At 64.2% G+C, this 24,790-nt stretch carries 21 protein-coding genes and 2 tRNA genes; 6 read left to right on the top strand and 17 right to left on the bottom strand.

Annotation, left to right across the window (positions count from 1 at the left end):
• Position 1 precedes the first annotated feature (1 nt).
• Positions 2–931, top strand: coding sequence for a ribokinase (gene rbsK, locus P9217_RS21015; RefSeq protein WP_067328238.1), 930 nt, complete (start codon positions 2–4; stop codon positions 929–931).
• Positions 932–1,225: 294 nt separating this feature from the next.
• Positions 1,226–1,477: a hypothetical protein gene (locus P9217_RS21020; RefSeq protein WP_245322422.1), complete on the top strand. Its 252-nt coding sequence runs from the start codon at positions 1,226–1,228 to the stop codon at positions 1,475–1,477.
• Between the two features lie 451 nt (positions 1,478–1,928).
• Here the strand turns inward: P9217_RS21020 and P9217_RS21025 are convergent, their stop codons facing one another.
• Both P9217_RS21025 and P9217_RS21030 read right to left on the bottom strand, forming a co-directional pair.
• Positions 1,929–3,275: an FAD-binding oxidoreductase gene (locus tag P9217_RS21025; RefSeq protein ID WP_278087448.1), complete on the bottom strand. Its 1,347-nt coding sequence runs from the start codon at positions 3,273–3,275 to the stop codon at positions 1,929–1,931.
• A 229-nt stretch (positions 3,276–3,504) separates the two neighbouring features.
• A tRNA-Asp gene (locus tag P9217_RS21030) sits at positions 3,505–3,581 on the bottom strand.
• Between the two features lie 218 nt (positions 3,582–3,799).
• On the opposite strand from P9217_RS21030, the gene P9217_RS21035 reads away from it, so the two are divergent.
• Positions 3,800–3,875, top strand: a tRNA-Val gene (locus tag P9217_RS21035).
• A gap of 21 nt (positions 3,876–3,896) precedes the next feature.
• On the opposite strand, the gene P9217_RS21040 is transcribed toward P9217_RS21035, so the two are convergent.
• From P9217_RS21040 to P9217_RS21100, 13 genes are all read right to left on the bottom strand, one after another.
• Positions 3,897–4,667, bottom strand: a complete 771-nt coding sequence (locus P9217_RS21040; protein ID WP_095825241.1) for an SDR family oxidoreductase — start codon at positions 4,665–4,667, stop codon at positions 3,897–3,899.
• 13 nt (positions 4,668–4,680) lie between these two features.
• On the bottom strand, positions 4,681–5,676 hold the full coding sequence (locus tag P9217_RS21045; RefSeq protein WP_066995046.1) for an ABC transporter permease: 996 nt from the start codon (positions 5,674–5,676) through the stop codon (positions 4,681–4,683).
• A 97-nt stretch (positions 5,677–5,773) separates the two neighbouring features.
• Positions 5,774–6,814, bottom strand: coding sequence for a sugar ABC transporter substrate-binding protein (locus P9217_RS21050; RefSeq protein WP_066995049.1), 1,041 nt, complete (start codon positions 6,812–6,814; stop codon positions 5,774–5,776).
• Between the two features lie 40 nt (positions 6,815–6,854).
• A complete protein-coding gene (locus P9217_RS21055; RefSeq protein ID WP_067328253.1) occupies positions 6,855–7,619 on the bottom strand; it encodes an ATP-binding cassette domain-containing protein in 765 nt (254 codons plus the stop codon).
• Complete coding sequence (locus P9217_RS21060) at positions 7,616–8,782, bottom strand: ROK family transcriptional regulator (protein ID WP_127241070.1); 1,167 nt, start codon at positions 8,780–8,782, stop codon at positions 7,616–7,618. The genes P9217_RS21055 and P9217_RS21060 overlap by 4 nt, the downstream gene beginning before the upstream one ends.
• A gap of 141 nt (positions 8,783–8,923) precedes the next feature.
• Complete coding sequence (locus tag P9217_RS21065) at positions 8,924–9,679, bottom strand: ABC transporter permease (RefSeq protein ID WP_067328257.1); 756 nt, start codon at positions 9,677–9,679, stop codon at positions 8,924–8,926.
• On the bottom strand, positions 9,676–10,449 hold the full coding sequence (locus P9217_RS21070) for an ATP-binding cassette domain-containing protein (RefSeq protein ID WP_278054203.1): 774 nt from the start codon (positions 10,447–10,449) through the stop codon (positions 9,676–9,678). Before P9217_RS21070 ends, P9217_RS21065 begins: the two co-directional genes overlap by 4 nt.
• Positions 10,449–11,501, bottom strand: coding sequence for an ABC transporter substrate-binding protein (locus P9217_RS21075; protein WP_176477644.1), 1,053 nt, complete (start codon positions 11,499–11,501; stop codon positions 10,449–10,451). Before P9217_RS21075 ends, P9217_RS21070 begins: the two co-directional genes overlap by 1 nt.
• Before the next feature lie 65 nt (positions 11,502–11,566).
• Positions 11,567–12,001 carry a VOC family protein gene (locus tag P9217_RS21080; RefSeq protein ID WP_067328264.1) on the bottom strand — a complete coding sequence of 145 codons (435 nt, stop codon included), beginning with the start codon at positions 11,999–12,001 and terminating at the stop codon, positions 11,567–11,569.
• A gap of 2 nt (positions 12,002–12,003) precedes the next feature.
• On the bottom strand, positions 12,004–12,738 hold the full coding sequence (locus P9217_RS21085) for a FadR/GntR family transcriptional regulator (RefSeq protein WP_067328267.1): 735 nt from the start codon (positions 12,736–12,738) through the stop codon (positions 12,004–12,006).
• Positions 12,735–14,171, bottom strand: a complete 1,437-nt coding sequence (locus P9217_RS21090) for an FAD-binding oxidoreductase (protein WP_278087449.1) — start codon at positions 14,169–14,171, stop codon at positions 12,735–12,737. The genes P9217_RS21085 and P9217_RS21090 overlap by 4 nt, the downstream gene beginning before the upstream one ends.
• A 136-nt stretch (positions 14,172–14,307) precedes the next feature.
• Complete coding sequence (locus P9217_RS21095) at positions 14,308–15,591, bottom strand: M23 family metallopeptidase (protein ID WP_278087450.1); 1,284 nt, start codon at positions 15,589–15,591, stop codon at positions 14,308–14,310.
• Positions 15,592–15,758: 167 nt separating this feature from the next.
• Positions 15,759–16,226 carry a peroxiredoxin gene (locus P9217_RS21100; protein ID WP_095800896.1) on the bottom strand — a complete coding sequence of 156 codons (468 nt, stop codon included), beginning with the start codon at positions 16,224–16,226 and terminating at the stop codon, positions 15,759–15,761.
• 97 nt (positions 16,227–16,323) lie between these two features.
• Between P9217_RS21100 and P9217_RS21105 the strand changes: the two genes are divergently transcribed.
• Positions 16,324–19,734: a DUF3971 domain-containing protein gene (locus tag P9217_RS21105; RefSeq protein WP_278087451.1), complete on the top strand. Its 3,411-nt coding sequence runs from the start codon at positions 16,324–16,326 to the stop codon at positions 19,732–19,734.
• Positions 19,735–19,743: 9 nt separating this feature from the next.
• Here the strand turns inward: P9217_RS21105 and tyrS are convergent, their stop codons facing one another.
• The gene (gene tyrS, locus P9217_RS21110) at positions 19,744–20,997 is read right to left on the bottom strand and encodes a tyrosine--tRNA ligase (protein ID WP_278087452.1); all 1,254 of its coding nucleotides are present in this window, start codon (positions 20,995–20,997) and stop codon (positions 19,744–19,746) included.
• A gap of 338 nt (positions 20,998–21,335) precedes the next feature.
• On the opposite strand from tyrS, the gene P9217_RS21115 reads away from it, so the two are divergent.
• Both P9217_RS21115 and P9217_RS21120 read left to right on the top strand, forming a co-directional pair.
• The gene (locus tag P9217_RS21115) at positions 21,336–22,979 is read left to right on the top strand and encodes a glycosyltransferase family 39 protein (protein ID WP_278087453.1); all 1,644 of its coding nucleotides are present in this window, start codon (positions 21,336–21,338) and stop codon (positions 22,977–22,979) included.
• A 6-nt stretch (positions 22,980–22,985) separates the two neighbouring features.
• Positions 22,986–23,867 carry a phosphatase PAP2 family protein gene (locus tag P9217_RS21120; protein ID WP_278088307.1) on the top strand — a complete coding sequence of 294 codons (882 nt, stop codon included), beginning with the start codon at positions 22,986–22,988 and terminating at the stop codon, positions 23,865–23,867.
• A gap of 29 nt (positions 23,868–23,896) precedes the next feature.
• Here P9217_RS21120 and P9217_RS21125 read toward each other — a convergent pair whose 3' ends face one another.
• A complete protein-coding gene (locus P9217_RS21125; RefSeq protein ID WP_066995082.1) occupies positions 23,897–24,571 on the bottom strand; it encodes an alpha/beta hydrolase in 675 nt (224 codons plus the stop codon).
• Positions 24,572–24,790: the final 219 nt, after the last annotated feature.

The raw sequence follows: 24,790 nt of genomic DNA on the forward strand, positions 1-24,790 counted from the left end.
GATGTCCGCCAGCAAGCCAGTCGTCATCCTGGGTGTCTTCGTCGCCGACACCGCCTATCGCGCCGACCGCCAGCCGCGCATGGGCGAGACGATCCTCGGCAATTCGTTCAAGCTCGGACCCGGCGGCAAGGGCTCGAACCAGGCGGTCGCAGCCGGCAAACTCGGCGCCGACATCACCTTCCTGACCCGGCTCGGCATCGATGCCTTCGCCGACATGGCCAAGCAGACGTGGAAGGATGCGGGCGTCAAGAGCGCGGTCATCGACACGCCGGACAGCTACACCGGGGCGGCTTATATCTTTGTCGAGGAGGGCAGCGGCAACAACGCCATCATCGTCAGCCCGGGTGCTGCGATGCTGATCTCGTCCGCTGACATCGAGGCGCATGCTGACCTGATCCGCTCGGCGGGCGTCTTTGTCACCCAGCTCGAGCAGCCGATTGACGCGGCGCTGAAAGCTTTGCAAATCGCGCGCGGGGCAGGGGTGACTACCATTCTTAACCCGGCGCCGGCCGCCACCCTGCCGGACAGCATCTACGCGCTTTGCGACTACGTCACACCCAACGAGTCCGAGGCCGAGGGGCTGACCGGCATCGCCGTCTCTTCGGTCGACGATGCCCGCCGCGCCGCCGACAGCCTGCTGGCAAAGGGCGTCGGCGCCGTTATCGTGACGCTTGGCGAGAAGGGCGCGCTGCTGCACACCAGGGAGCGATCCGATCACGTCGGCGCCGTCACTGCCGGCCCTGTAATCGAAACCACGGGGGCGGGCGACGCCTTCAATGGCGGACTGGCGGCAGCGCTTGCCAAGGGCGTCGAGCCGCTGGAGGCGGTGCGCTTCGCCTGTGCCGTCGCAGGCATTTCGGTGACCCGGCCGGGTACCGCGCCTTCGATGCCGACGCTCCAGGAAGTCGAGGCGCTGCTGGCGCGCGGTTGAAGCCGCCAAATCTCGCGTGGCGTTTCAGCGGCGCTAGCCGGCCATCGGCTTGACCACAACTCACAGAAGTTGGTCTCTCACGGCCCCCAGGGTTGCATATTAGCCACGGTTAATATTAATCGGCGCCAACGCCTTGCATCAACGGCATAGGTGTCCCGTAATGGGCCACCGTGTCTGGCATCGCAATTGCACTGTCAGCAATGCCGGGGTGGACCGTGCCTCGGTAGCCGGGGGGCTATTTTGGGGGGCCCGCCGCTCCGCGATGGAGCGGCGGCGCTTTAAGGGTCGAGGGTAATGGCGATGTATTTTCCGCAATTTCTGGTGGGCATGTTCGCGACGTCGTTCACCGTCGCAATCTGGGTCGGGTTGCAAACCGGCTCCGCCTGGAAGGCGCTCGGCTGCGCTATGCTTGCAATGATCATTCTCCAGATTGGATATGCCGGACTGGTCATGCGGCTCATCTACAAGCGGGGATCGCAAGGCACTGGAGCTGACTTTATATCGGCAAATGCGGCGCCACCGGTGCAGCGAGCGCGTCCACACTAGAGGGCTCACCCTCCCGAGCGAGTGCAGACCGTAAACCCTTGGCGACGACCAAACCGTCCCGCCCTTCTCGTGGAACTGCGCGACCGGGCAGCAGTTCGAGCCGACAAGGCTTTCAAGACCTGGGTTTTCGGAAACGTAAAGCCGTTGCGATTACGTGCCATGGCTTGATGACCGGGGCCGGCCAAGGCTGGCTCAACCCGCCAAACGCGCCTGCGGAACGCAAGCAGTGCCAGCGCGTTCACCGTCTTGACCAGCACAGGCAGCCTGGTTTCCCGGAACGGTGAGATGAAAAACCCCTATAAAAAGCCCACGCTTGTAAAGCGCGAGAAGCTCACCGCCCGAACCGCGCAGATTGTCGCCTCCGGTGTGATATTGGGCGAGTGAACAGGGGCGCCGAAGCGCAGCTGAAGAATTTTGCTGCTCACTGCAGGCTGGCCGGTCGGTGACTGCTCTAGAGGGCCGGGCCCGGCCGAATGGCGCTTCCGTCAGAAAAGCGCGACAGGCGAAAGCGGGTGAGATCGTGCCCGATCTGGTTTCCCTGGATCATGTCGGCGACGACCCGGCCGATTCCCGGTCCGATACCGAAGCCGTGGCCGCTCATGCCCGTCGCGACAACGAGGCCAACGATCGCCTGCACTTTGTCCACAATGGGAACGACGTCCGGCATCGCGTCGATCATGCCAGCCCAGCTTGCCTTTAGGCGCACCGCGTCGAGCTGTGGGAACAGGCGCCTGAAATTGCGCTCGATGGAACGCAGACCAGAACGTTCGGGAGCCGGATTTAGCACCCGCATTCTTTCGAAAGGACTTTGCGAATCCGGCGCCCAGTGACGCGGCGTCGACCAGCCATCCGGGTAGCCCGCCGGCGCGGCCGGCGAATAGCGTGAGCCGAAAGGATTGGCCATAAGCGCGGGAAGGTATTTCTTCGCATGCCGGAATGCGTCCGGGCCAAGGTGAAGCAAATGACTGCCTCCGGCAGCGAGCGTGTATCCGCCATCCTGTCGGCGTCTGAAAGCGATATGCTCTCCTGCCGCGGCTCCTGCATAGACTTCAGGCATCGCCTCGGTTGCCGCGACGGTCGACCTTACACTGAGCTGGGGAATGGAAACGCCATGTCTTCTCAGGAACAGGGAAGACCACGCACCGCCGGCGAGCAGAACGCTCGACGTCTCGATGTGACCCGCCTCTGTCCACACTCCCCTGATCCTCCCGGCCGAGATTTCCAGGGCTCGCGCCGCGCAATTCTCCACAAGCTTGATCCCCTTGCGGGCGGCAAGCCGGGCGAGTGCCGGCACGGCCAGCCAAGGCTCCGCTCGCATGTCGGAAGGCGTTGTCATCGCGCCCTTGAAACTGCGCGACATGCCTTTGATGAGACCGGTGGTTTCGCGTGCGTTCAGCAGGCGCGTGTCGATTTCATGGACGGCAGCGATCGTCATGAATTTTTCGAAGCGGGCCATTTCGCGGTCGGAGCTTGCCAGGTAAGTCACGCCGGTCTGCTTCAAGCCGATGTCTTCGCCGCATTCCTCGGCCAGCTGCCGCCAATGACGCGACGCCTCGATCACGATCGGCAGTTCGTCCGCATCGCGTCCCTGTTTGCGGATCCATCCCCAATTGCGGGAGGACTGTTCGGCAGCGATGCGTCCCTTTTCCAACAGCGTCACCGAGATGTTGCGCCGCGCAAGAAAAAGCGCTGTCGTGACGCCGATAACGCCGCCACCGATAATCACCACGTCAGCGCTTTTAGGTAGGGGGCCGGGAAATTGAATCGGATCTGCTTCGGAGAACGGGAAAGTAGGCAAGGGGAGAATCCTGAAAACGCTGCGTCAGCTATGGCCCACCGGCAGCCAACCTTTCTTGAGGCAGTTCTGGGGAAGGTGGAGCACAGGCGCCTGACGAGCGGCTCCCGTAGTCGCCAATTCAGACGCGGTGGATCGCGAATGTTGGCCGCAGCGAATACAAAAAGTTGAAACTCTCCGGAAAATGAAAGTTCAAGCTTTTGAAGAGCAGGGCCTAAACCCTTGAAAAGACTGGCGCGAGTGACGGGGCTCGAACCCGCGACCTCCGGCGTGACAGGCCGGCACTCTAACCGACTGAGCTACACCCGCGCACTGACGAGCACGTGTCAGGCGTGTTCGTCGTTGGGGCGCTGGATAAGGGGTTCGTTTGCGGGTGTCAAGCGCCGCACGTGAGCATAACAGCAATCAGCAGAAGGTTTTTTGACAAGTGCGCCGGCATTGGCAAAATCCGTCTGATAGCGGGTGCGCCGGCTGTTCATTGGGCCTTGCGAATAGAGCTGTAACTGCTTAAAGGTCCGGCCCGGAGCGGGCGATTAGCTCAGTTGGTAGAGCGCTTCGTTTACACCGAAGATGTCGGCGGTTCGAGCCCGTCATCGCCCACCAGTTTCCCGGCACAATCAAGACTCACCGCGGCGTCAGGCGGAAATCCTGGCCTTCGGGCAGGAGCTGGCCGCCATCGACGACGATCGTCGTGCCGGTGATGTAGCTGGCGTCGTCGGAGGCCAGGAACAGGAAGGCGTTGGCGACGTCGCGCGGCGTGCCGAGACGTCCGAGCGGCACGGCGTCCTCCATGCTCTTGATGAAGGCGGCATCGCGGTGAAGCTTCATGCCTTCGGTCAGGATGTTGCCAGGCTCGACGCCGTTGACGGTGATGCCATAGCCGGAAAACTCCAGCGCCGCCGCGCGGATGAAGCCGTTGATGCCGGCCTTGCTTGCCGAATAATGGCCGTGGCCGGGGCTGCTCACCTGCGGGCCGGTGATGGAAGAGGTGAAGAGCATGCGACCGCTGCCCTGAGCCTTCATCGGTGGAAGCGCTGCCCGGGCGGCGTTGAAGCTGCCGCGCAGATTGACCGCCATGACCCGGTCCCAGTCCTCCGGGCTGGTGTTCTCGATCAGTTGCCAGGGATAGATGCCGGCGTTCTGGACGATGATGTCGAGCCGGCCGTGACGCTGCAGCGCCAATGCCACCACCGCTTCGGCGTCAGCCGTCTTCGAAATGTCGGTGCTGATGAAGGACGCACCCAGTTCGTCGGCGCTCGCCTTCCCGGCTTCGGCTTCACTGTCGGCCAGCACAAGGCTGGCGCCCTCCTCGGCGAACCGCTGGGCTATGCCCCTGCCGATGCCACGCGCGGCCCCGACGATCACCGCCACCTTGCCTTCGATGCGTCCGGTCATGCGAGCCGTCCTGTCATGCGAGCCTTTGGCGAATGGTTTGCTTGAAGGCGTCGAGAAGCACGGCCGCCAGCACCAGCAAGCCGTGGATGACCTGGGTGAAGTTGGCCGGCAGGGCCATGAGGTTGATGGCGGTGTTGATGGCCGAGAGGAGCAGCACGCCGGCATAGACGCCGGGCAGGGTGCCGACGCCGCCTTTCAGGCTGACGCCGCCAATGACCACAGCGGCGAAGGCGTTGAAGAGCAGGCCGACGCCGAGATTGGCGGTGGCGCCGGAGGTGCGGATGGCGAGCAGCCAGCCGGCGAGGCCGGCGATGGCGCCGGCAAGGACGAAGGCGATGATCAGGTTGCGGTTGACGCGGATGCCGGCACGGAAGGTCGCGGTCTCGTTGCCACCGATCATCACCAGATGCCGGCCGAACGGCGTCTTGGCGAGAATCAGCGAGAAGACGACGAAGCAGCCGACAGCGATCCAGGCGGTGAGCGGCAGGCCGGCGAGCCGCTGGATACCGAACCAGCGGATGGCCGGCGCCAAATCCTGCGCCGAGCGTCCGCCGGAAACGACAAGCACGAGGCCGCGCACCCAGATATAGGAGGCAAGCGTGATGATGAAGGCGCTCATCCGCAGTCTGACGATGAGGAAACCGTTGATGACGCCGATAAGGGCTCCCACCGCCAGGGCTACGGCGAGCGAGACCGGCACCATCAGCCAGTCCGGATGCAACTGCAGGCCGAGGCCGATGCCTGACGAGCAGAACATGATGCCGACCGCCATGGCGCTGAGCGCCGCGACCGATTCAACCGACAGGTCCATGTGACCGGCAATGATGACCAGCGCCAGGCCGATCGACATGACGCCCAGCACGCTCGAAGCCTCGACGATGTTGGCGAAGATGCCGAGCTGGAAGAAGTTCGGAATGAGGGTCGAGAACACGGCCAGCACGAAGACCAGCATGAACCAGACGAGATTGTCGAGCACAAGCTCGAGACTGTGGCGGGTGCGTGGGCTCATCGGCCGATCCGGTTAGCGTCGAATTTGAATATGCGGCTGCCGCGGGGCGGGCCCGCGAGGCTCCGGGCCGGGAGGCCCGGAGCTCGATGGAAAAGGCCTACTCGACGGGCTTAACGGTATCCGTCGGCGGCTTCAGGTTGCCCCAGAAAGCGGGGTTGTCGACATTCTCCTTGGTTATCGCCGCGCCTGGGATCTTGATGTTCGGGCCCCAGGCTTCCTTGGTCACCACCGACTTCAGGCCGAGCACGTCATATTCGCCGGGCTTGATCTCCTGCTTGTTGACGACCTTGTCCATGAACATGGCGACGGCCGCGGCCTGGGCGTAGAGCGGCTGTTCGACTTCGACGTTGAGCCAACCCTTGCGGATCAGGTCGAGGCCGACCGGCGCGCCGTTCGAGCTCATCATCATCACATCGCCCGGCTTCTTACCGGCGGCCTCCAGCGAGGCAACGCCCGCGACCGAAAGATGCGCAGCGTGGCTGAAGATCAGGTCGATGTCGGGATTGGCCAAGATCTGGTCGGCGACGATGGTGCCGGCGTTGCTCGCCTCCCACTGCATGGCGGGCAGCGAGATGATCTTGACGTCCGGAAACGCCTTCATCTTCTCCTCGAAACCCTTCTGGATGTCGAGCGTGTAGGGATCGCCGGGATCGCCGAGCACCTGCAGGATCTTGCCCTTGACCGAGCCATGCTTGGCCTTCAGCAGCGCTTCGGCCTGCTCCGCCGCAATGTGGCCGATCTCGACCGTGCCGGCGACCGATGTGAAGTCGGACGGCGTGGCGGTGATTTGGCGGTCGAACTCGACCACAGGGATGCCGGCCGCGCGGGCGGCTTCAACGGATGGCTTCAACGCATTGAAATCGACCGCGGCGAGGATGATCGCCTTCGGCTTAAGCGCAATCACGTCGTTCATCTGCGATTGCTGAGCGTCGGTTTTGTTGTCGGCGTTCAGCGTCTTCATCTCGTAGCCGACCTGTTTCAGAAACAGTTCCAGCGCGCTCACCGAGCCGGTCTGGAATTCGTCGAGCAAGGTCGGCACCAGGTAGTAGACGGTACCCTTGGACTGGGCGAATGCCGGCGTGAGCGTGGCAATGGCCAGGGCCAGGATACCGAAGACAGAAAGTAGCATTCGCTTCATGTCGTTCGCTCCTCTTTTCGCCGGACCCCTCATTTGTCCCTCAGCCCGCCGGTCCGGCACCGGCAAGCGTTTCCCCGGTGATCATGTTGATCACCGCATCGGGACTTGTCTTGTTGCGGGCAACGTCGCCCGCCACGACGCCCTGGCGGATCACCACGATCCGGTCGGCGACCTGGAAAGCCTGCTGCATGATGTGGGTGATGATGACGACGCCGATGCCTTGGCTCGCCACCTTGCGGATCATGTCGAGGCCGCGGCGCGTCTGCTCGACGCCGAGCGCGGCGAAGGGCTCGTCGAGCAGCACCAGCTTGCCGCCCCAATGAACGAAACGGTTGAGCTCGATCGCCTGCCGCTGGCCGCCCGAGAGATGCTCGACCTTGGTGCGCAGCGAGGGAATGCGAGTGCCGGCATTGGCCAGCGCCTTCGCCACTACTGACTCCATCGCGCGCTCGTCGAGCACCGGAACGCCCAGCACCCTGCGGGTGATCTCGCGGCCCATGAAGAAGTTGGCCACCACGTCGACATTGGTGCAGAGCGAGAGGTCCTGGTAGACGGTCTCGATGCCGGCGGCCTTGGCCTCGGCGGGGGTTTTGGCGAGGAACTCCTTGCCTTCGAACAGCATGCGACCCGAGGTCGGCTCGAGTCCGCCGGCGATGATCTTGACCAGCGTCGACTTGCCGGCGCCGTTGTCGCCGAGCAGCGCCACCACCTCGCCACGCGCGATCGAGAAGCTGATGCCCCTCAGCGCCCGGATGGCGCCGTAATTCTTGGTGACGTTGTCGAGGACCAGCAGGGGTTCGCTCATGCCGCGATGTCTCCGCCGTTCAGAAGGTCGCCTTCGCGCTGCCGCTTGGCGGTGAAGATCTGGCCGAAGCGTGGCGAAAGCACGCCGGAAACGGCAAGTGCCGCGGCGCCGCGCAACACGGCATGCTGCCCGCCCTGCGCCACGAGGATGCGCGGCGCGGCGCGATCCTTGCGAGCCGAAACCGAATTGTGCAGCGGCTCCGCCAATGCAGCCAGGCGTTCGAGCAACTGAGGCGAGGCGAGGCCCCCAAGCACGATCGTCTCGGGATCGAAAAGATTTTCAATCACGGCGATGGCATTGCGGAAGATCGGAGCGACTTCGGCCACCCATCCGGCGTCGTTGCCGTTCCAGCGGCCGCGCGCCTCGAGCGACAGATAGCGTTCGAGGCAGCCCCGGTTGCCGCAGGGGCAAAGCTCGCCTTCCGGAACGACGGGGATGTGTCCGATCTCGCCGGCATTGCCCCAGGCCCCGCGCAGCACGCCGCCGTCATGCACCATGGCGCCGCCAAGCCCGACGCTGAAGTAGAGATAGTAGTAGTCGGAACGCTGGAGGCCGAGGCCGTAGAGGCGTTCCCCCATGGCCGCCGCCGCCATATCGGTCTCGAAGAAGGCGGGCAGGCCCGTCGCGGCGGCAAGGCGCTCGCGCAACGGCACGCCTTTCCAGCCGGCCATTGTGGTCGGTCCGACGAAGCTCATGGACTCGACGCCGAACGGGCCGGGAAGCGCCATGCCGACGCCGATGACCCGTCCTCCGGCCCGGCGCCCGGTCAGATCGGCAACCATGGCGCCGATCGCCTCGAAGGCGAGATCGGGCGTCGGGCTCGGCGCTTCGCGATGGACGCTCTCGATCACGTCGCCGCTCAGGTTGATGAGTGCGGCGTCTATCCCCAGCGGGGTGAGGTGGATGCCGACGGCATAGCCGCCTTCCGGGTTGATGCGCAGCGTGGCCGGCGGTTGGCCGCGGCCCTTCGGTTCCTCGCGGACCGACAGTATGTAACCCTGTTCCTCCAACTCGCGCACGATAGTCGAGACCGTCTGAACGGTGAGCCCGACGTGCTGCGCGATGTCGCCGCGGGCGATCGGACCGAAGCGGCGGATGGATTCGAGCACGATGCGCCGGTTGTATGGCCGCCCGAACTCCTGATTGGTTCCCCGCAACGCCATGGCTTGCGCTCCTGACGGACACAAGGTTCGCAGAGAAGATTTATTCAGTCAAATGGAATTCAAAAATAATTTGCCCGGCTCTCGAGGAGAGCAAGTTTCCCTGCGGCCCCGGCGCTTGCGACCCGGGCAATGTGCGGCAAGCTAGTATCTGATGACGCGACGCTCGATCAGCACGACGATGCAGAAAAGGGCGATCGACAGCGACGAGGACAGCACGATCGCGGCGTAGAGCCGGTCGGATTGATAGTTGAACGTTGCCTGGATGATCAGCGCGCCGAGGCCTTTGTCCGAGCCGATCCATTCGCCGACGATGGCGCCGATTACCGCAGTGGCCGAGGCGATGCGCAGCGAGGAGAACAGCATCGGCAGGGCGCGGGGCAGGCGCAGAGCCCAGAAGATCTCCGAGCGTGTCGCCGACAGCACGCGGAACAGTTCGTGCTCGTTGTCGCTTGCCGAATCCAGGCCTCGGATCATGTTCACCAGGGTCGGGAAGAAACAGATCACGGCGGCGATGACGATCTTTGGCGTCATGCCGAGGCCGAAGATCAGGATGATGATCGGCGACAGCGCCAGGATCGGAATGGTGTTGAAGAACAGCACGATCGGGAAATAGGCGGCCTGCAGGATGCGGCTGTGCACGAAGACCACGGCAAGCAGCACGGCGGCGAGATTGCCGATGACGAAGCCCGCCAGCGCCTCGATCAGCGTCGGTCTGAGATTGTCGATGAGCAGGGCGAAATTCTTCTGGAAGACGCCGAAGATCGCCGTCGGCGTCGGCACGATATAGGCCGGCACGCCGAGCAGCGGCAGGAGATACTGCCAGGCAATCAGGATCGACGCCGCGCCCAGAACCGGAAGTGCAATCGCCATTTGCGGGGCAAGCGGCGCCGGTCTCACGATGCGCGCTCCAGCGCTGCACGCAACTCGGCCATGGCGCCGACGATCGCCGCATCCTCGCGCTTGCAGCGGTTGCCTTCCTGCTTGAAGGGCCGCAGGTCGAGGTCCTTCACCACCCGTCCCGGATTGGCAGCCAGCACAATGACGCGCTCGCCGAGATAGGCGGCTTCGGCGATCGAATGGGTGACGAAAAGGATCGTTGTGCCGGTGCGCCGCCAGAGCGTCAGCAATTCGTCGTTGAGGCGATCGCGCGTGATCTCGTCCAGCGCGCCGAACGGCTCGTCCATCAGAAGCAGCCTGGGCTCGCTAAGCAGGGCGCGCGCGATGGCGACGCGCTGGCGCTGGCCCCCCGAAAGCTGATGCGGCAGGCGTTCACCGAGTCCGCCAAGCCCCATCAGCTCCAGCAGTTCGCTGCTGCGGTCATCGATCTTGCGTGTGAGGCTGCGCTGGCCGACGCCGAGCGGCAGGCGCACATTGTCGCGCACCGTGCGCCAGGGCAGCAGGGTGGAATCCTGGAAGACGAAGCCGACGTCGCGGCGCGAGCGCACCGCGTGCGGTGTGGCCCCAAGCACGCTGATCGTGCCGTCCAGCGGGTCGAGCAGGTCCGCCACCACGCGAAGTAAGGTCGACTTGCCGCAGCCCGACGGGCCGAGGATCGACAGGAAGGAGCCGGCCGCGACCGTGAGGTCGAGGCCGGACAGCACCTTGACGACCTTCTGCCGGCCGCCATAGCCGACATCGAGCTTCTGCGCTTCGATGGCGTTCGGCATCAGGCCGCGGGCGCGTCGAGCTTGGGCCGGTCCGCGGCCGAAAGCTCCAGGATCTTCGTGGTGTAGACATCTTTGGCGGCCGGGCGTCCGTTCGGGTACTGGCCGACCTTGTCGAGCAGCGTCAATTGCTCCTCGATGGAGGCAGGGTCGAACGTGCCCCAGCCATCTTTGGCGGTCGCGCCGTCGAAGGAGAGTTTCAGCACTAGGTTGACGGTCTTCTCTTCCCAGCCGAGATCCATCTCCGGATACGCGGCGACCATCTTCTTCACCGCTTCCTGGGGGTTGGCGTGAACCCAGCCCCAGCCCTTGCCGACCGCGCCGACGAACTTCGCCAGTGTGTCGGGGTCCTTCTCGATCGCCGCGTCGGTCGCGAAATAGACGTCGGCGTAGGAAGCGAGGCCGAGGTCGCGCACCAGGAGATCGATGCGGTCCTCGCCGACCGCGCTCAGCGCCTGGGTGTTGGTGATCCAGCCGCCGATGGCGTCGACGTCGCCGCGCACCAGAGGCGCCTTGTCGAAGCCGACATTGACGATGGTGACTTCCGAGGGGTCGATACCGTTCTTGGCCAGGATCTCATCGATGACGAAGCGCGCGGTCGGCTGGATGCCGATCTTCTTGCCCTTGAGGTCGGCAACATTGCGGATTGGCTTTCCCGGTTTCGAGGTCAGCGCATAGGGGCCGGTGCGGAAGCCGCAGGCGATGATTCTGATCGGCACGCCGCTGGCGCGCGCCGCATAAAGCTGCGGCGTTTCCGAGAACTGGCCGAGCTGCGCGGCGCCGGAGATCACCGGCGGCACGGTCGAGGCATTGGGGCCGCCAGGGCTGAACTCCACCTCGAGCCCGGCATCCTTGAAATAGCCGTTGGCGACGGCCGCGATGTCACCGATCTGGCCATTGGACATCAGCCAGTCATACTGGATGACGACCTTGCCGGCGGCCCTGGCGCCCGGCGTCAACACCAATTGCATACCGGCTGACGCGGCTGCGACCGCTGCGAGGCCGCCCTTCACGAAAGCGCGGCGGTTCAATTCGTAGTCTTGGTTCCCACTCATTTTTCGCTCCTGTTGCAGACTTCTTGTCTCTTCTTTCCAAGCGCCGCTCCCTCGGCGCGGCGTCGCTACGGCTGTTGGTCGTGGTAGTCGCCAGGGCCGCCGTCGAGCCAGGCGTAAAGCTCCCAAAGCGTGTCGTCCGGATCGGTGAAATAGGCGCAGCGCGCATTCCAGACGTAGTTTTCGGGCGGTCCATAGAAGGGCACGCCCTTGGCGCTCAATTCGCCGTGCAGCCGGTCGATCTCGGCCGGCGATCCGAGCTGGACGGCGACGCAAACCTTGTGCGCTTGGCGCGGCGATCTCTGGTTCGAGACGCCGGTGTGTCGGTTGATGTGGTCGAGCTCCCAGGCGGCGAGCGTCACGCCCTCGCCATGGAAATCGGCAAACCCTTCGGCACGCCGACGCAGCCGGAAGCCGAGTTTCCCGACATAGAAGTCGACCGTACGCTCGATATTTTCCACCAGCAGGCAGACGTCGGAGATGCGGGTGAGGTTGGCCGGCATGATTATTTCGTCCCGCCGGTCTTGGAGAGTGGCAGCTTCACGCCGACGCGGTTCGCAGCGCCGATGATGTGCGTACGCATTGCTGCTTCTGCCGCCGCCGGATCGCCCGCCACTAGCGCCTCATAGATGCGCACATGTTCGCCGACATTGATCTCGACGAGATCGTGCAGCGGGTTGGTTAAGCGGGCATAGTGGATCGACTGGCGGATCTGCTCGCAGACAAAAGAGATGAAGGTGTGGATGTAGCTGTTGCCGGTCGCCCGCGCGATCTCGCGGTGGAATAGCAGGTCGGCGTCGATGCTGCCTTCTTCCCAGCGCTCCTCGCCGCCCATGCGGTCGAGCGCCGCCTTGATCGAATCGAGATGCTCCTGCCCGCGCCGCGCCGCGGCGAGCGCCGCCGACTCGGCCTCGAGGATGCAACGCAGCTCGAACAGCCGCTCCATATTGTGGGTGTCCTTGAGCGCCTCGCGGTCGATGCGGATCGCCGCCCTTTGCTGGGGCGCCAGCACGAAGGCGCCGATGCCTTGCCGCGCCTCGATCATGCCGTCCGCCCTCAACTGGGCAATCGCCTCGCGCACCACATTGCGGCTGACGCCGAACTTCTCGGAAAGCTCCTGCTCGGTCGGCAGCCGCGCGCCGGGATTCAACTCGCCGGATTCGATCTCGCGGCTGAGGAAGGCCGCGACCCGGTGCGGCAGGGTCTCGACGGTGCCGATGGCGGCCAGTCTCTGCTTCATAAAAAACGCTCCGTCGAGGGCAGCAGGCAGCCGGGGTTCATCACCCCTTTAGGGTCGAGCGCAGTCTTCAGCGCGGCAGCCATGCGGCGATGCGCCGGCGAAAGCCCGGCCCAGAATTCTCGGGCACGGCTGCGGCCGATGCCGTGCTCGGCGCTGATCGAGCCGCCGAGCCTGACGGCGATGTCGTAGAGTCCCGCCGTGATTTCCTCGCCGCGCGCCCGGGCTTCGCCATCAGCGAGATCGAGCGGCGGCAGCACATTGAAATGGATGTTGCCGTCGCCGGCATGGCCATAGGCCAGTGCAATCCAGCCCGGATGTTCGGTGGCGACGAAGCGGCGGGCGCGCTCGACAAGGGCAGGGATATCGGAAATGCGCACCGAGAGATCGGTGCGCACGTGGTAGCCGCGCTTCGCCTGGCCCTCGACCAGTCCCTCGCGGATCGCCCAGAAGGCCTTAGCCTGCGCGTTGCTGGTCGCGAGGACTGCGTCGGCTACCAGGCCGCCTTCGAGCGCATCGGTTAGAAAACTGGCGAGCACGCCGTTGAGGTCGATGGTCGGTCCGGAGGACAATTCGATCAGCGCATGGACGGGTGCTGCGACAGGCGCCGTCATTCCAGGATCGACCAGCCGGGCCAAATCGATGCATTCCGAGCCGATGATCTCGAAGGCGGAAATCAGATCGGAGCAGGCGCGTCGCGCTCGGTTGAAGAGGTCGATGGCCGCTTCGAACGAGATGAGGCCGAGATAGGCGGTCTCGACACGGGCAGGCTTCGGGAACAGCTTGACCTCCACACCGGTAATGATGCCGAGCGTGCCCTCGGAGCCGATGAACAGCTGCTTCAGGTCATAACCGCTGTTGTTCTTGCGCAGCCCGGAAAAGCCGTTCCACAGCTCGCCATCGGCCAGAACAACCTCCAGCCCCAGGATCAGGTCGCGCGCCATGCCGTAGCGCAGCACGTTGACGCCGCCGGCATTGGTCGCGGCATTGCCGCCGATCTGGCAACTGCCTTGTGCGCCGAGCGCCAGTGGGAACAGGCAATCTTCGGCCTCGCTTGCCTCTTTGATCGTCTGCAGCACGCAGCCTGCGTCCGCCTGAAGTGTGAAGTTCGCGCGATCGATCCGGCGGATGGCGTTCAGCCGCTCCAGGCTGACGACTACACCGCCGGTGGTGGTGCCATCGATGGCGCCCGAAACCAAGCCGGTGTTGCCGCCCTGTGGAATGACGCCGAGTCCCAACTCGCTGCACAGACGCATCAGCACCTGCACCTCCGCAACCGACGCGGGGCGCAGTACGGCCAGCGCGCTGCCTCGATAGTCGCCGGCCCAATCGCCGAGATACTTCGCCATTCCAGCAGTGTCGGCAGTGAGACCGCTCGGCCCCACTGCGTCTTCGAGGACGCTGAGGATATCCGGTGAGAGGCTGCGAACGGTCATCAGCGGCGCAATCGGTGAGGCGATAGGGTGATGTATATCATCCTACAACTTGGATTGAGTCAATCCGAAGCGAGGCGCTGCCCAGGCAAAACGGTGGATAATCTGGAGGGACCTCGGGTCGGCCGCGAGGCGTGCGCTAAAGGTACTGCGCGACCTTCTTGCCGACGGCGAGGAAGCGCAGCGGGTCGACCGCCTCGCCGTTGTGGCGCACCTCGTAGTGGAGATGCGGACCGGTCGAGCGGCCGCTGCTGCCGGTCTTGCCGATCACGTCGCCGGCGGCGAGCTTCTGGCCGACATTCACGTCGATCTCGCTGAGGTGGCCATAGCGCGTCGCAAAGCCGTTGCCGTGGTCGACCTCGACCATGCGGCCGTAGCCGCCGTTCCAGCCGGCCTTGGTGACGACGCCGGCAGCGGTGACCTTCGCCGGCATGCCGATCGGCGCCCTGAAATCCATTCCCGTATGCAGGGCGGCCGTGCCGAGGATCGGGTCGGTGCGCACTCCGAACGGGCTGGTCACAGTATGACCCGGCGCGGGATTGCTGAGCGGCAGCTTGCGCGCCTCTTTCTTGACTTGATCCAGCGCATCAAGCGCTTCATCCAGCTCTTTGACTTTGCTGTCGAAGATCATTGAGGAATCGAGCGGCACCAGCGGCCCGCCGACATCGTTCTTGTCGAGCTCCGTGTCGACCGGCAGCCCGGCGGCTTGCAGTGCCTGCGAGATCGCGTCCGCGTTGCGATAAGCGTTGTCCGCAAGCGTGGTGATGCGGGTGAGCTGCTGGTTCTCGATGGCCTTGAGCGAAGCGTTGATCGACACGAAGAGCTTGTCGGCGCGATCCGCTGACGTTTCGTTGTCGAGCGGGTCCGAGCGTGTCGACCACAGGGAGAATGGCCTCGTGTCGCCGGCGCCCAACGACGCGACGGAGTAGGTCGGGACCTGCGAAAGGCCGCCGGTGATCTCGGCGTGCTCGTCGGGTTTCGTCGCTGCGGCATTGGCTGCGGCGGGCACATCGCCGACCTCGCTCTCGGCGCGTTCGAGGATCGGCCCGAGCCGGCCGTGGCGCTGGCTGAGCTGGGTCTGCCTGGCCAGCAACTCGCCGACCTTGGTCTCCATGAGCTGCTGGTCGAGAAGCTGGCGGCTGGTGATGCGATCGACCTGGGCGCGAAGCGCGGAGATGCGATCCTCATAGGCCTGCTGCATGCGCGCCTGCCTGGCCGTGGTGGCGCCGATCAGGTCATCGCGCAGCACCAGGTAGGAGGTGGCGAGCAGATAGCCGATGGCGATCGCCGCCAGCGCCGACCCGACGAAGGCGGCAAGCCACGGACGGATGGTGAAATGCCGGATCTCGTTCCCCCGCGCGATAATGACCGTATGGGGCTCCTTGCGCCTGCCGAAGACCGCTGACTGACCGTTTGAATTCACGGGACCAAGCTTTCGTTACGACTCCAACGACAGCTCGATTACACATTATTAGGGTTAACAAAGCTTTGCTGGCCGCGATGTCGGCTTAACCAATTCCCGCAGCGCGGGTGGCAGGTTGCAGGGAGGGAGGCCAGCAAATCGCGGAAAGCTTTTGGGTCGGCCCCGCTTCACAGCGCGCGCACCGCCTCCAGCACCTCTTCGGCATGGCCCTTGACGCGCACCTGCCGCCAAATGCGGGCGATGCGTCCGTCCTTGCCGATCAGGAAGGTGGCGCGCTCGACTCCCATGTACTTGCGGCCGTACATCGTCTTCTCGACCCACAGATGATAGGCCTCGATCGCCTTGCGCTCCTCGTCTGCGACGAGATCGAGGGTGAGGTCGTATTTCGCCTTGAATTTGTCGTGTTTCTTGACGCTATCGGGGGACAGCCCGATGACCACGGCGCCGGCCTTCTCGAATTCCGGCTTCAGCTGCGAGAAGCCGATCGCCTCGTTGGTGCAGCTTGTGGTGTCGTCCTGCGGATAAAAGTAGAGTACGACAGGTTTTCCCCGGATCGCGGCGAGGCTGAGGGAGCCGCCGCCGTCGCGCGGAAGATCGAATTGCGGCGCAACGTCGCCCACGTCGAGTTCAGCCATGTCGATGCCCTTGTTTGCGGTTACGCGCGGATCGAGCATCGATATAACGTGAGGCGGGGATTCGTCCACGACGAGTGCGTTTACAACGGAATATTGCTTGGATCAGGAGCGACCGCAGCACGAGAAGATCAGGTTCAGGCGTGACGAGATCACCGACCTGGCGGCCTTTCCGTCCGCGTGCAGCGTGCCGCCGCTCGGCCGTGCTTCGGTGCGCCGGCGCTTCCGCATCCTCGGTCGGGTGTTCGCCGGGCTCTGCGCGCTGGTGCTTCTGGCGGCAATTGGCGTCTATGTGCTTGGCACGTCAGGCATCGGCACGGAACGACTTCGCGCCGAAGCCGAGACGGCCATCGAGAAGCTCGCTGGCGTCGATCTCAACGTCACCGTTGGGCCGGCGCGGTTGACGCTCGATGGGTCGAGCTTCGTCGCTCTGCAGGTCAGCGACGTCAGCTTGAAGACGGCCGACGGCAAGCCGATGGCCGATGTCGGGCGCGTCCGCTTCGGCATGCGCCTGCTGCCGCTGCTATCCGGCGAGGTCAAGCTCACCAGCGCCCGGTTCTCCGATGCTCGCATCATGGTCGCCGCCATGCCGTCCGGGAGCGGTGATTGGACTGCGGCTTTGCGCAACGAGGATGGCCTGGTCGATCCGGAGAAAGTATCGGCGGCGGTGTTTGGCGGCGTCAACGCGGCGCTGGATGCGGTGCGCGCGGAATCGATGCGCCAGATCGACCTCCGCAACGTCGAGTTCGAATTGCCGCCGGGCGGATCGGTCAGGCGTCTGACCGTCGCCGAGGCCACGGTTGGGCAGACGGGCACAGGCAGCATGGAACTGTCTTCAAAAGCCGATGTCGACGGCCGACATGTAAGCCTGAGCGCCTCCGCGGCGCGCGATCCGAGCGCCAGGCGGATCGCATCGCTGGACGCCGCCGTCGCGATAGCGGACGTCGGCGTAACGCCCGCTCAGGGAAGCTCCAGCGGCGGGAACTTCGCCGCCCAGGGCGGCAAGCTTGGTTCTGTTGCGCTGAAGCTTTCGGGCGTCGAGGCGTCCGGCGACATGCCGTCGCGGCTGACGGCGTCGCTGTCGCTCGGCGGCTCGGTGCTCGATCTCGGCTCGCGCGGGCTGCTGCCGGCCGACGTCGATGCCAGGGCCACATTGGTCGCGGGATCAAACAAGGTCTCGGTCGACAAATTTCTGATCAGGACCGGCCGCTCGACATTCGATTTCTCAGGCTCGATCGGGCCGAAACCGGCAGCCGCGGGCGAGGAGCCGTCCTACCGCTATGACCTTGTCAGCGACGGCTCGACGCTCGCGCCTTCGGAATCGCCGGAGCCGGCGCTTCAGTTTCTTGCCCGGGTCGCCGGCGTCTACCAGACCAAGAGCCGCAAGCTCGTCGCCGAGCAGATCGGCGTCCGCTCAGGGGGTTCGAGCGACGTGCTGGGCACGGCGTCGCTCGCCTTCATCGACAATGGCCCGCCGGGTGTGTCGCTGTCGCTCAATGTACACGACATGCCGGTTTCGCATGTGAAGCAGTTGTGGCCCTGGTTCTCTGCCCGCAACGCGCGGCTTTGGGTGCTGGACAACCTGTTCGGCGGCCGTGTGGTCGACGCCAACCTGCAGTTCCAGGTCGTTCCTGGGCGGCTCGGCAACGGCGTTCCGCTTTCCGGCGACGAGGTGTTCGGCCGCTTCCAGGTCGAGGGCTCGCGCTTCGATACTGCGGGGCGCATTCCGCCGATCCGCGATGCGGTCGGTGTCGTTGCCTTCCACGGCAACGATGTCGATATCACGCTGTCCTCGGGCAGCGTTTTTATGCCGAGCGGCCGCACCGTGGCGGCAAGCGGGGGCACACTGACGATCAAGCAGGCGAATGTTTCGCCCGTGATCGGCTCTCTCGACATCGATGTCGCCGGCGAAGCCCCGGCGATCGCCGAACTCGCCTCCTTTGAGCCGATCAACGCCATGCGCCATGTCGGGCTTGCGCCTGAGGATTTGAGCGGCACCGTCACCGGGCATGTGCGGGCCGACATTCCGCTGACTTCCGGCGTCGATACCTCGAGGCTCGACTGGCTGGTGGCGCTGGACTACCAGGATCTTTCCTTAGCCAAGCCGTTCGAGGACCAGATGGTGACCGAGGCCGACGGGTCGATCACCGTGAGCCCCGACCGTGCGGTGATATCGGCGAAGGCGAAGCTGAACGGCATTCCAGCCGAGCTCGACCTGGTCGAGCCGCTCGAGGACAGCGGCCCGCCGCGCAGCCGTAAGGTCGCGCTGGTGATCGACGACAAGACGCGCGCTGCAGCAATGCCCGGCCTGTCGCCGCTGCTTTCCGGAACCATCAAGGTGGCGATCGACAAGAGCGGCGAGGGCGTCCAGAACGTGTCGGCCGACCTGACCAACGCAAGGCTCGACATCCCCTGGGCAGGATGGAGCAAGGGTGCCGGCATTCCGGCCAAGGTCACCTTCACGATGGCAAAGTCCGGCAGCACGACCACGCTGTCCGACTTCGATCTCGATGGGAAGAGCTTTTCGATCGACGGCGATGTGACACTGGTCAACGGGGCGCTGTCCTCGGCCCGGTTCAGCAAGGTCGCGCTCAACAGAGGAGACGACGTCGCGGTCTCGGTCAAACGGTCGGGCAAAAGCTATGCGGTCAACGTCAGCGGCGACTCTCTCGACGCCCGCTCGCTGATCAAACAGTTCACCACAGACGTCGATACAGCCACAAAAGGCGCCGGCGCCGACGCGATCTCGGTCAGCGCCGACGTGAAGTCGCTGACCGGCTTTCACGACGAGGTGCTGTCGAACCTCAAGCTGAATTACAGCGCTGCCGGCTCCCGGGTGAATGGTCTCGATGTCAGCGCGACGGCGAGTTCGGGTGCCGCCATTGCCGTCCGAAACACCACCGGCGACGGCGGCCGGTCCCTCAGGATGAAATCGGCCGATGCCGGCGCTATCCTGCGCTTCCTCAACATTTACGAGCATATGGAGGGCGGGGCTATCAGGCTGTCGCTGGCGGGCGACGCCGACGGGCCAATGAAGGGCCAGGTCGACGCCAGCAATTTCTATGTCGTCAACGAGCCGAAGCTTGCGTCGATCGTGTCGACCAGGCCGGCCGGCGATACGCGCAGCCTCAACCAGGCGGTCAAGGCCAACATCGACACCTCAAGGGTGCAGTTCGAGCGCGGCTATGCCGAGATCGACAAAGGCTCCGGCTATCTCAGACTGGCAAACGGTCTGTTGCGCGGTCCGCGCATCGGCACCACCTTCCAGGGCACGCTCTACGACCAGGACAACAATATGGACATGACCGGCACCTTCATGCCGGTCTATGGGCTGAATCGCATCTTCGGCGAACTGCCGCTGTTCGGCCCGCTGCTCGGCAACGGCCGCGACCGCGGCCTGATCGGCGTCACCTACCGGCTGCGCGGCAACGCCAACAAGCCGACGCTCAACATCAATCCGCTGTCGGTGGTGGCGCCGGGAATTTTTCGCTCAATCTTCGAATATCGGTGATGAGGCCGACTAGATCGGCCGCACCAGAACGTGCTTCTTCCTGCCGAACGAGAGCTTCACTACACCTTCCGCGCCCAGGTCCTGGAGCGTCACTACGCGCCGGTCATCCGTGACCGCCTGGTCGTTGAGGCGCACGGCGCCGCCCTGGACGTGCCGGCGCGCTTCGCCATTGGAGCCGGCGAGTCCGGCGGTGACGAACAGCGACAGGATTCCGATGCCGGCCTCGAGATCAGCCTTGGCGACGTCGATGCTGGGCAGCGTGTCGGCGAGCGCGCCTTCCTCGAAAGTCTTGCGCGCGGTCTCTGCAGCCGTTTCGGCCGCCTCGCGGCCATGCAGCATGGCGGTGATCTCGGTGGCGAGAATCTTCTTCGCCTCGTTGATCTCCGAGCCGCCGAGCTTTTCGAGGCGCGCGACCTCGGCGAGCGGCAGTGTCGTGTAGAGCTTCAGGAAGCGCCCGACATCCGCATCCTCGGTGTTGCGCCAGTACTGCCAGAACTCGTAAGGCGACAGCATATCGCCGTCGAGCCAGACAGCGCCGGAGGCCGACTTGCCCATCTTGGCGCCCGACGAGGTGGTGAGCAGCGGCGTTGTCATCGCAAACAGCTGCACGCCTTCCATGCGATGACCGAGATCGATGCCGTTGACGATGTTGCCCCACTGGTCGGAGCCGCCCATCTGCAGCCGGCAGCCGACGCGCTTGTAGAGCTCGACGAAGTCGTAAGCCTGCAGGATCATGTAGTTGAATTCGAGGAACGACAGCGACTGCTCGCGGTCGAGCCTGAGCTTTACGGAATCGAAGGCCAGCATGCGGTTTACGGAGAAATGCCGGCCGACATCGCGCAGGAAATTGACGTAGTTGATCTCCATCAGCCAGTCGGCGTTGTTGACCATCACCGCGTCGCCGTCGCCGCTGCCGAATTTGAGGTATGGCGCGAAATTGCGGCGGATGCCGACGAGATTGCTTTCAATGTCCCCAGGCGTCAGCAGCTTGCGCGCCTCGTCCTTGAAGGAAGGATCGCCGATCATCGAGGTGCCGCCGCCCATCAGCGCGATCGGCCGGTGGCCGGTCTGCTGCAGCCAGTGAAGCATCATGATCTGGATCAGCGATCCGGCATGCAGGCTCTTCGCCGTCGCATCGAAGCCGATATAAGCGCTCACCGTTTCCTTGGCGAAAAGCTGGTCGAGGCCGGTTTCATCCGAAATCTGGTGGATGAAGCCGCGCTCGCTCATGATGCGCAGGAAATCGGACTTGAAGGCGGACATCTTTTCTTCCCGGAGATCGCACGGCATTTGGCCGAGCTTGACGTGAAGGGGCGCGTTTAGCATCCAAGCGCGATCAGCAAAAGTGGTTTCCGGTTTTGCGTAGGATCGCGCTTCAAGAGGCAAACAGGTGATCAGCAAAAGTGGTTTCCGGTTTGCGTGGGATCGCGCTTCAACGGGCAAATGGGCGATCAGCAAAAGTGGCTTGGGGCTTTGCGTGCTATCGCCGCATCCTTGCTTCGCCTCTTTTGCTGGCGTAATGAGGCGCCCGCGCAAGGGCAGCACGCCCCGACGCGCCGCGACGGGGCTATCCCGCAGATCAGATCGGACAAGCTCCCGCGATGAACAGGAACTATCTCCTCCTCTTTCTGTTCAGCATCCTGATGACCGTCAGCGGGCTGGCAAGCCTGCCGCCGATCGACCGCGACGAATCCCGCTTCGTCCAGTCGACCAAGCAGATGGTCGAGACCGGCGACTACATCGACATCCGCCTGCAGGATGTGACGCGCTACAAGAAACCGATCGGCATCTATTGGCTGCAATCGGCGGCCGTCGTATTGAGCGGTGAGGGGGCCGAAGCGCCGATCTGGGTCTATCGGCTGGTTTCGATGCTCGGCATTGCGCTCGCCGTCGTGGGCATCGGCTGGACGGGCACAAAACTCTTCGGCGCCAATGCCGGCCTTGCCGCCGGCCTGATGATAGCCGCCATCTTCGCCACCGCCTTCGAAGGCCGCGACGCCAAGACCGACGCCATGTTGCTCGCCTGCTGCGTGGCCGCGCAAGGCGCGTTGGCGCAGGTCTATCTGGCCGCCCGCCGCAAGGAGCCGATTGCCGGCCACCTCCCATGGATCTTCTGGATCGCGCAGGGACTGGGAATTCTGATCAAGGGTCCGGTCGCTCCGCTGTTGTCGCTGCTGACGGCCGGCGCGCTGTTCGCCTTCGAACGCGACTGGCGCTGGCTTTTGAAGCTGAAGCTGGTGCGCGGCGTCGCAATCGTGCTCGTCATCGTGCTGCCCTGGATCATCCTCATCAGCTGGAAGAGCGGCGGCGCCTTCTTCCAGGAGGCGGTCGGCAAGGACATGCTGAACAAGGTGGCGCAAGGCGAGGAATCGCATGGCCTGCCGCCGGGCTTCTATATGCTCACCTATTCGCTGTTCATGTGGCCTTTCGGCCTGATCGCGGTCGGCGCCGGGCTGCAGGCCATCAACCGCTTCTGGGACGACCCCCGCCTGCGCTTCTGTCTCGCCTGGTATATCCCCTTCTGGCTGGTGTTCGAGGCGATCCCGACCAAGCTGCCGCATTATGTGCTGCCGGCCTATCCCGGCATGGCGCTGCTGATCGGCTGGCTGCTCACCTTGCCGGAAGACAAGGCCAATGCGCCGCTCAAGCGCTGGCAGAACTGGCTGTGGTGGTCGACCGCCTTCGGCGTCGTCGTCGTGTCGATCGGGCTAGCCGCAGTATGCATAGGCGCGCCGCTCTATCTCGCAAAAGCCTTTTCCTGGTGGAGCATTCCGGCGGCAATCGCCGCGCTCGTGACCGGCTATCTGGCTTTCCCGCGCCAATTGCAGGTGCCGCTCGAACGCATCGCGGCGATCGCGATCGGCGCGGGCGTAACGTTCAGCCTGCTGTTCGGCGTGATTGCGCCGTCGCTGAAGCCGATCTGGCTGAGCCCGGCCATCAAGGCAGCCGTCGATGCCAACCGTCCTTGCGACACCACGGTGCTCGCCTCGTCCCCCTATCACGAGCCGAGCCTGGTGTTCCTGGTCGGGACCAAGACCGTGCTGACCGACGTCGATGGCGTGGCAAAGCACCTGCTGGCCGATCCGACCTGTGCGCTGGGACTGGCGCCGGTCAAGGAGGAGCAAAAGCTCAACGAGCTGCTTGCCGGGCAGGGCAAGTCGGCGAAGCGACTGACCGAGATCGACGGGCTCAACTATTCGTCAGGAGACAAGCTGGCGCTCGCCCTTTATCGAGTGGCCCAGTGAGGAATAATGTCGGAGCTCGAAGTTCCCTATAGAGCCATGTCCGCCGTTTCTTTTTACCGCCGTTCGCTCGGCAACTTCCTCGTCACGACGCGCATCGTGCAGCGGCGTTTTGCAGTGCGTCCCGCGCGCTATCCCGAGATTCCCTGGCTCGTCTGGGTCTCTGCATGGCTTCTGCTGGCCATAGCCATTGGCCTCACCCTGGACAGCGCCGCCGGCAGGATGCGCGGCGGGTGGACGCCAGGCTTCGTCCGTTTCACCGACTTCTTAACGGATTTCGGCCTGGGCGGCTGGTATCTCATCCCCCCGGTTCTCTGCCTCGTCGCCGCCAACCTGACGGACTGGCGACGGCTTTCCAGGTCGTCGCGTCTGCTCGTCTACAATTGGACCTGCTTCGCTTTCCTGGTGCTTTGCGCGGTTGGTCTTTCCGGGCTGGCCGTCAACTTATTGAAATACGGCATCGGCCGGGCCCGGCCGCTCTATTTCAACGATTACGGGGTGCTGTCGCTGCATCCCTTCGCCATGGATGCGCGCTTCGCCGGCTTTCCGTCCGGCCATGCCACGACGATGGGGGCGGTGTTCGGCGTCCTCTTGCTGCTGTTTCCAAGGCGCTGGCACATCGCGCTTGCGGCCACGGCCTTGATCGCTTCGACGCGCGTCTTCGTCGGCGCGCATTATCCGAGCGACACAGTGGCCGGCTTTGGGCTCGGCCTTGCCTTTGCGATCGCCGCAGGGCTGGTCTTCGCGCGGCTCGGTTTCATCTTCCGGCGGCCGTCGTCGACCAGACCCGTGCCCAAGCGCACGTTCCGGCTGCTGTCTTCCAGCGGATCCAAGGGCAAAACATCGCTGGCGAGGCGGAGCCGCGAGCAATTGTCGGCTGACCGCCCGTAGAGCTATTTGGTCTAAGGATCGCCCGAAATCTACCTCAGCCGCTTCGGCCGTGGATCGGCGAGCTCGCCGGCCAGACGCCGGTCGAGGTAATCGGCGCATTCGTCGATCAGCAGTTCGGCGTGGTTGGCGAAGAAATGGTTGGCGCCGGAGATAGTCTTCTGCGTGATGGTTATGCCCTTTTGCGTGTGCAGCTTGTCGACCAGCGTCTGGACGTCCTTGGGCGGCGCCACCTTATCGGCATCGCCATGGATGATGAGGCCGGACGACGGGCAGGGTGCCAGGAACGAAAAATCGTAGGTGTTGGGCTGCGGGGCGACCGAGATGAAGCCCTCGATCTCGGGCCGGCGCATGAGCAACTGCATGCCGATCCATGAGCCGAAGGAATAGCCCGCGACCCAGCAGCTCTTGGAATCCGGATGCAGCGACTGCACCCAGTCGAGCGCAGCGGCCGCGTCCGACAATTCGCCGGTACCGTGGTCGAACTCGCCCTGGCTGCGGCCGATGCCGCGGAAATTGAAGCGAAGCGTGGTGAAATCGCGCTTCTGGAACATGTAGAAGAGGTCGTAGACGATCTTGTTGTTCATCGTGCCGCCGAATTGCGGGTGCGGATGCAGCACGATGGCGATCGGCGCGCTCTTTTCCTTGGAAGGCTGGTAACGCCCCTCCAGGCGACCAGCCGGACCGGCGAAAATGACCTCAGGCATAAAATACTCCACGTGGCATACGAAGGCGCGGGCCCGGACTCTTCCTTTGGCCCATTCTGTGGCCTTGACGCCGGGCAAGCGTCTTCCTAGAAGCTAGTTTAGAATTGTTCAAAACTGGGTGCCGAAAACGCATTTTCTCGGCCGCCCGCGCCGCAAGCCGGGTAAATAGGACGGCTCGCCTTGCAATATCAAGGAAATAACGCGCTGTCCTCGCGGAAT

It is taken from the genome of Mesorhizobium sp. WSM4989 (assembly GCF_029625795.1).
In the GTDB taxonomy this organism is placed as follows: domain Bacteria; phylum Pseudomonadota; class Alphaproteobacteria; order Rhizobiales; family Rhizobiaceae; genus Mesorhizobium.

Excerpts from the sequence above, each read along its gene's own strand:
- P9217_RS21085 (WP_067328267.1), bottom strand. The coding sequence starts at position 12,738 with ATGAAGCAGAGACTGGCCGCCATCGGCACCGTCGAGACCCTGCCGCAC.
- P9217_RS21070 (WP_278054203.1), bottom strand. The coding sequence starts at position 10,449 with ATGCCGAACGCCATCGAAGCGCAGAAGCTCGATGTCGGCTATGGCGGC.
- P9217_RS21125 (WP_066995082.1), bottom strand. The coding sequence starts at position 24,571 with ATGCCTGAGGTCATTTTCGCCGGTCCGGCTGGTCGCCTGGAGGGGCGT.
- P9217_RS21055 (WP_067328253.1), bottom strand. The coding sequence starts at position 7,619 with ATGAGCGAACCCCTGCTGGTCCTCGACAACGTCACCAAGAATTACGGC.
- P9217_RS21020 (WP_245322422.1), top strand. The coding sequence starts at position 1,226 with ATGGCGATGTATTTTCCGCAATTTCTGGTGGGCATGTTCGCGACGTCG.
- P9217_RS21090 (WP_278087449.1), bottom strand. The coding sequence starts at position 14,171 with ATGACCGTTCGCAGCCTCTCACCGGATATCCTCAGCGTCCTCGAAGAC.
- rbsK (WP_067328238.1), top strand. The coding sequence starts at position 2 with ATGTCCGCCAGCAAGCCAGTCGTCATCCTGGGTGTCTTCGTCGCCGAC.
- tyrS (WP_278087452.1), bottom strand. The coding sequence starts at position 20,997 with ATGTCCGCCTTCAAGTCCGATTTCCTGCGCATCATGAGCGAGCGCGGC.
- P9217_RS21115 (WP_278087453.1), top strand. The coding sequence starts at position 21,336 with ATGAACAGGAACTATCTCCTCCTCTTTCTGTTCAGCATCCTGATGACC.
- P9217_RS21100 (WP_095800896.1), bottom strand. The coding sequence starts at position 16,226 with ATGGCTGAACTCGACGTGGGCGACGTTGCGCCGCAATTCGATCTTCCG.
- P9217_RS21075 (WP_176477644.1), bottom strand. The coding sequence starts at position 11,501 with ATGAGTGGGAACCAAGACTACGAATTGAACCGCCGCGCTTTCGTGAAG.
- P9217_RS21080 (WP_067328264.1), bottom strand. The coding sequence starts at position 12,001 with ATGCCGGCCAACCTCACCCGCATCTCCGACGTCTGCCTGCTGGTGGAA.
- P9217_RS21120 (WP_278088307.1), top strand. The coding sequence starts at position 22,986 with ATGTCGGAGCTCGAAGTTCCCTATAGAGCCATGTCCGCCGTTTCTTTT.
- P9217_RS21040 (WP_095825241.1), bottom strand. The coding sequence starts at position 4,667 with ATGACCGGACGCATCGAAGGCAAGGTGGCGGTGATCGTCGGGGCCGCG.
- P9217_RS21060 (WP_127241070.1), bottom strand. The coding sequence starts at position 8,782 with ATGGCGTTGCGGGGAACCAATCAGGAGTTCGGGCGGCCATACAACCGG.
- P9217_RS21045 (WP_066995046.1), bottom strand. The coding sequence starts at position 5,676 with ATGAGCCCACGCACCCGCCACAGTCTCGAGCTTGTGCTCGACAATCTC.
- P9217_RS21050 (WP_066995049.1), bottom strand. The coding sequence starts at position 6,814 with ATGAAGCGAATGCTACTTTCTGTCTTCGGTATCCTGGCCCTGGCCATT.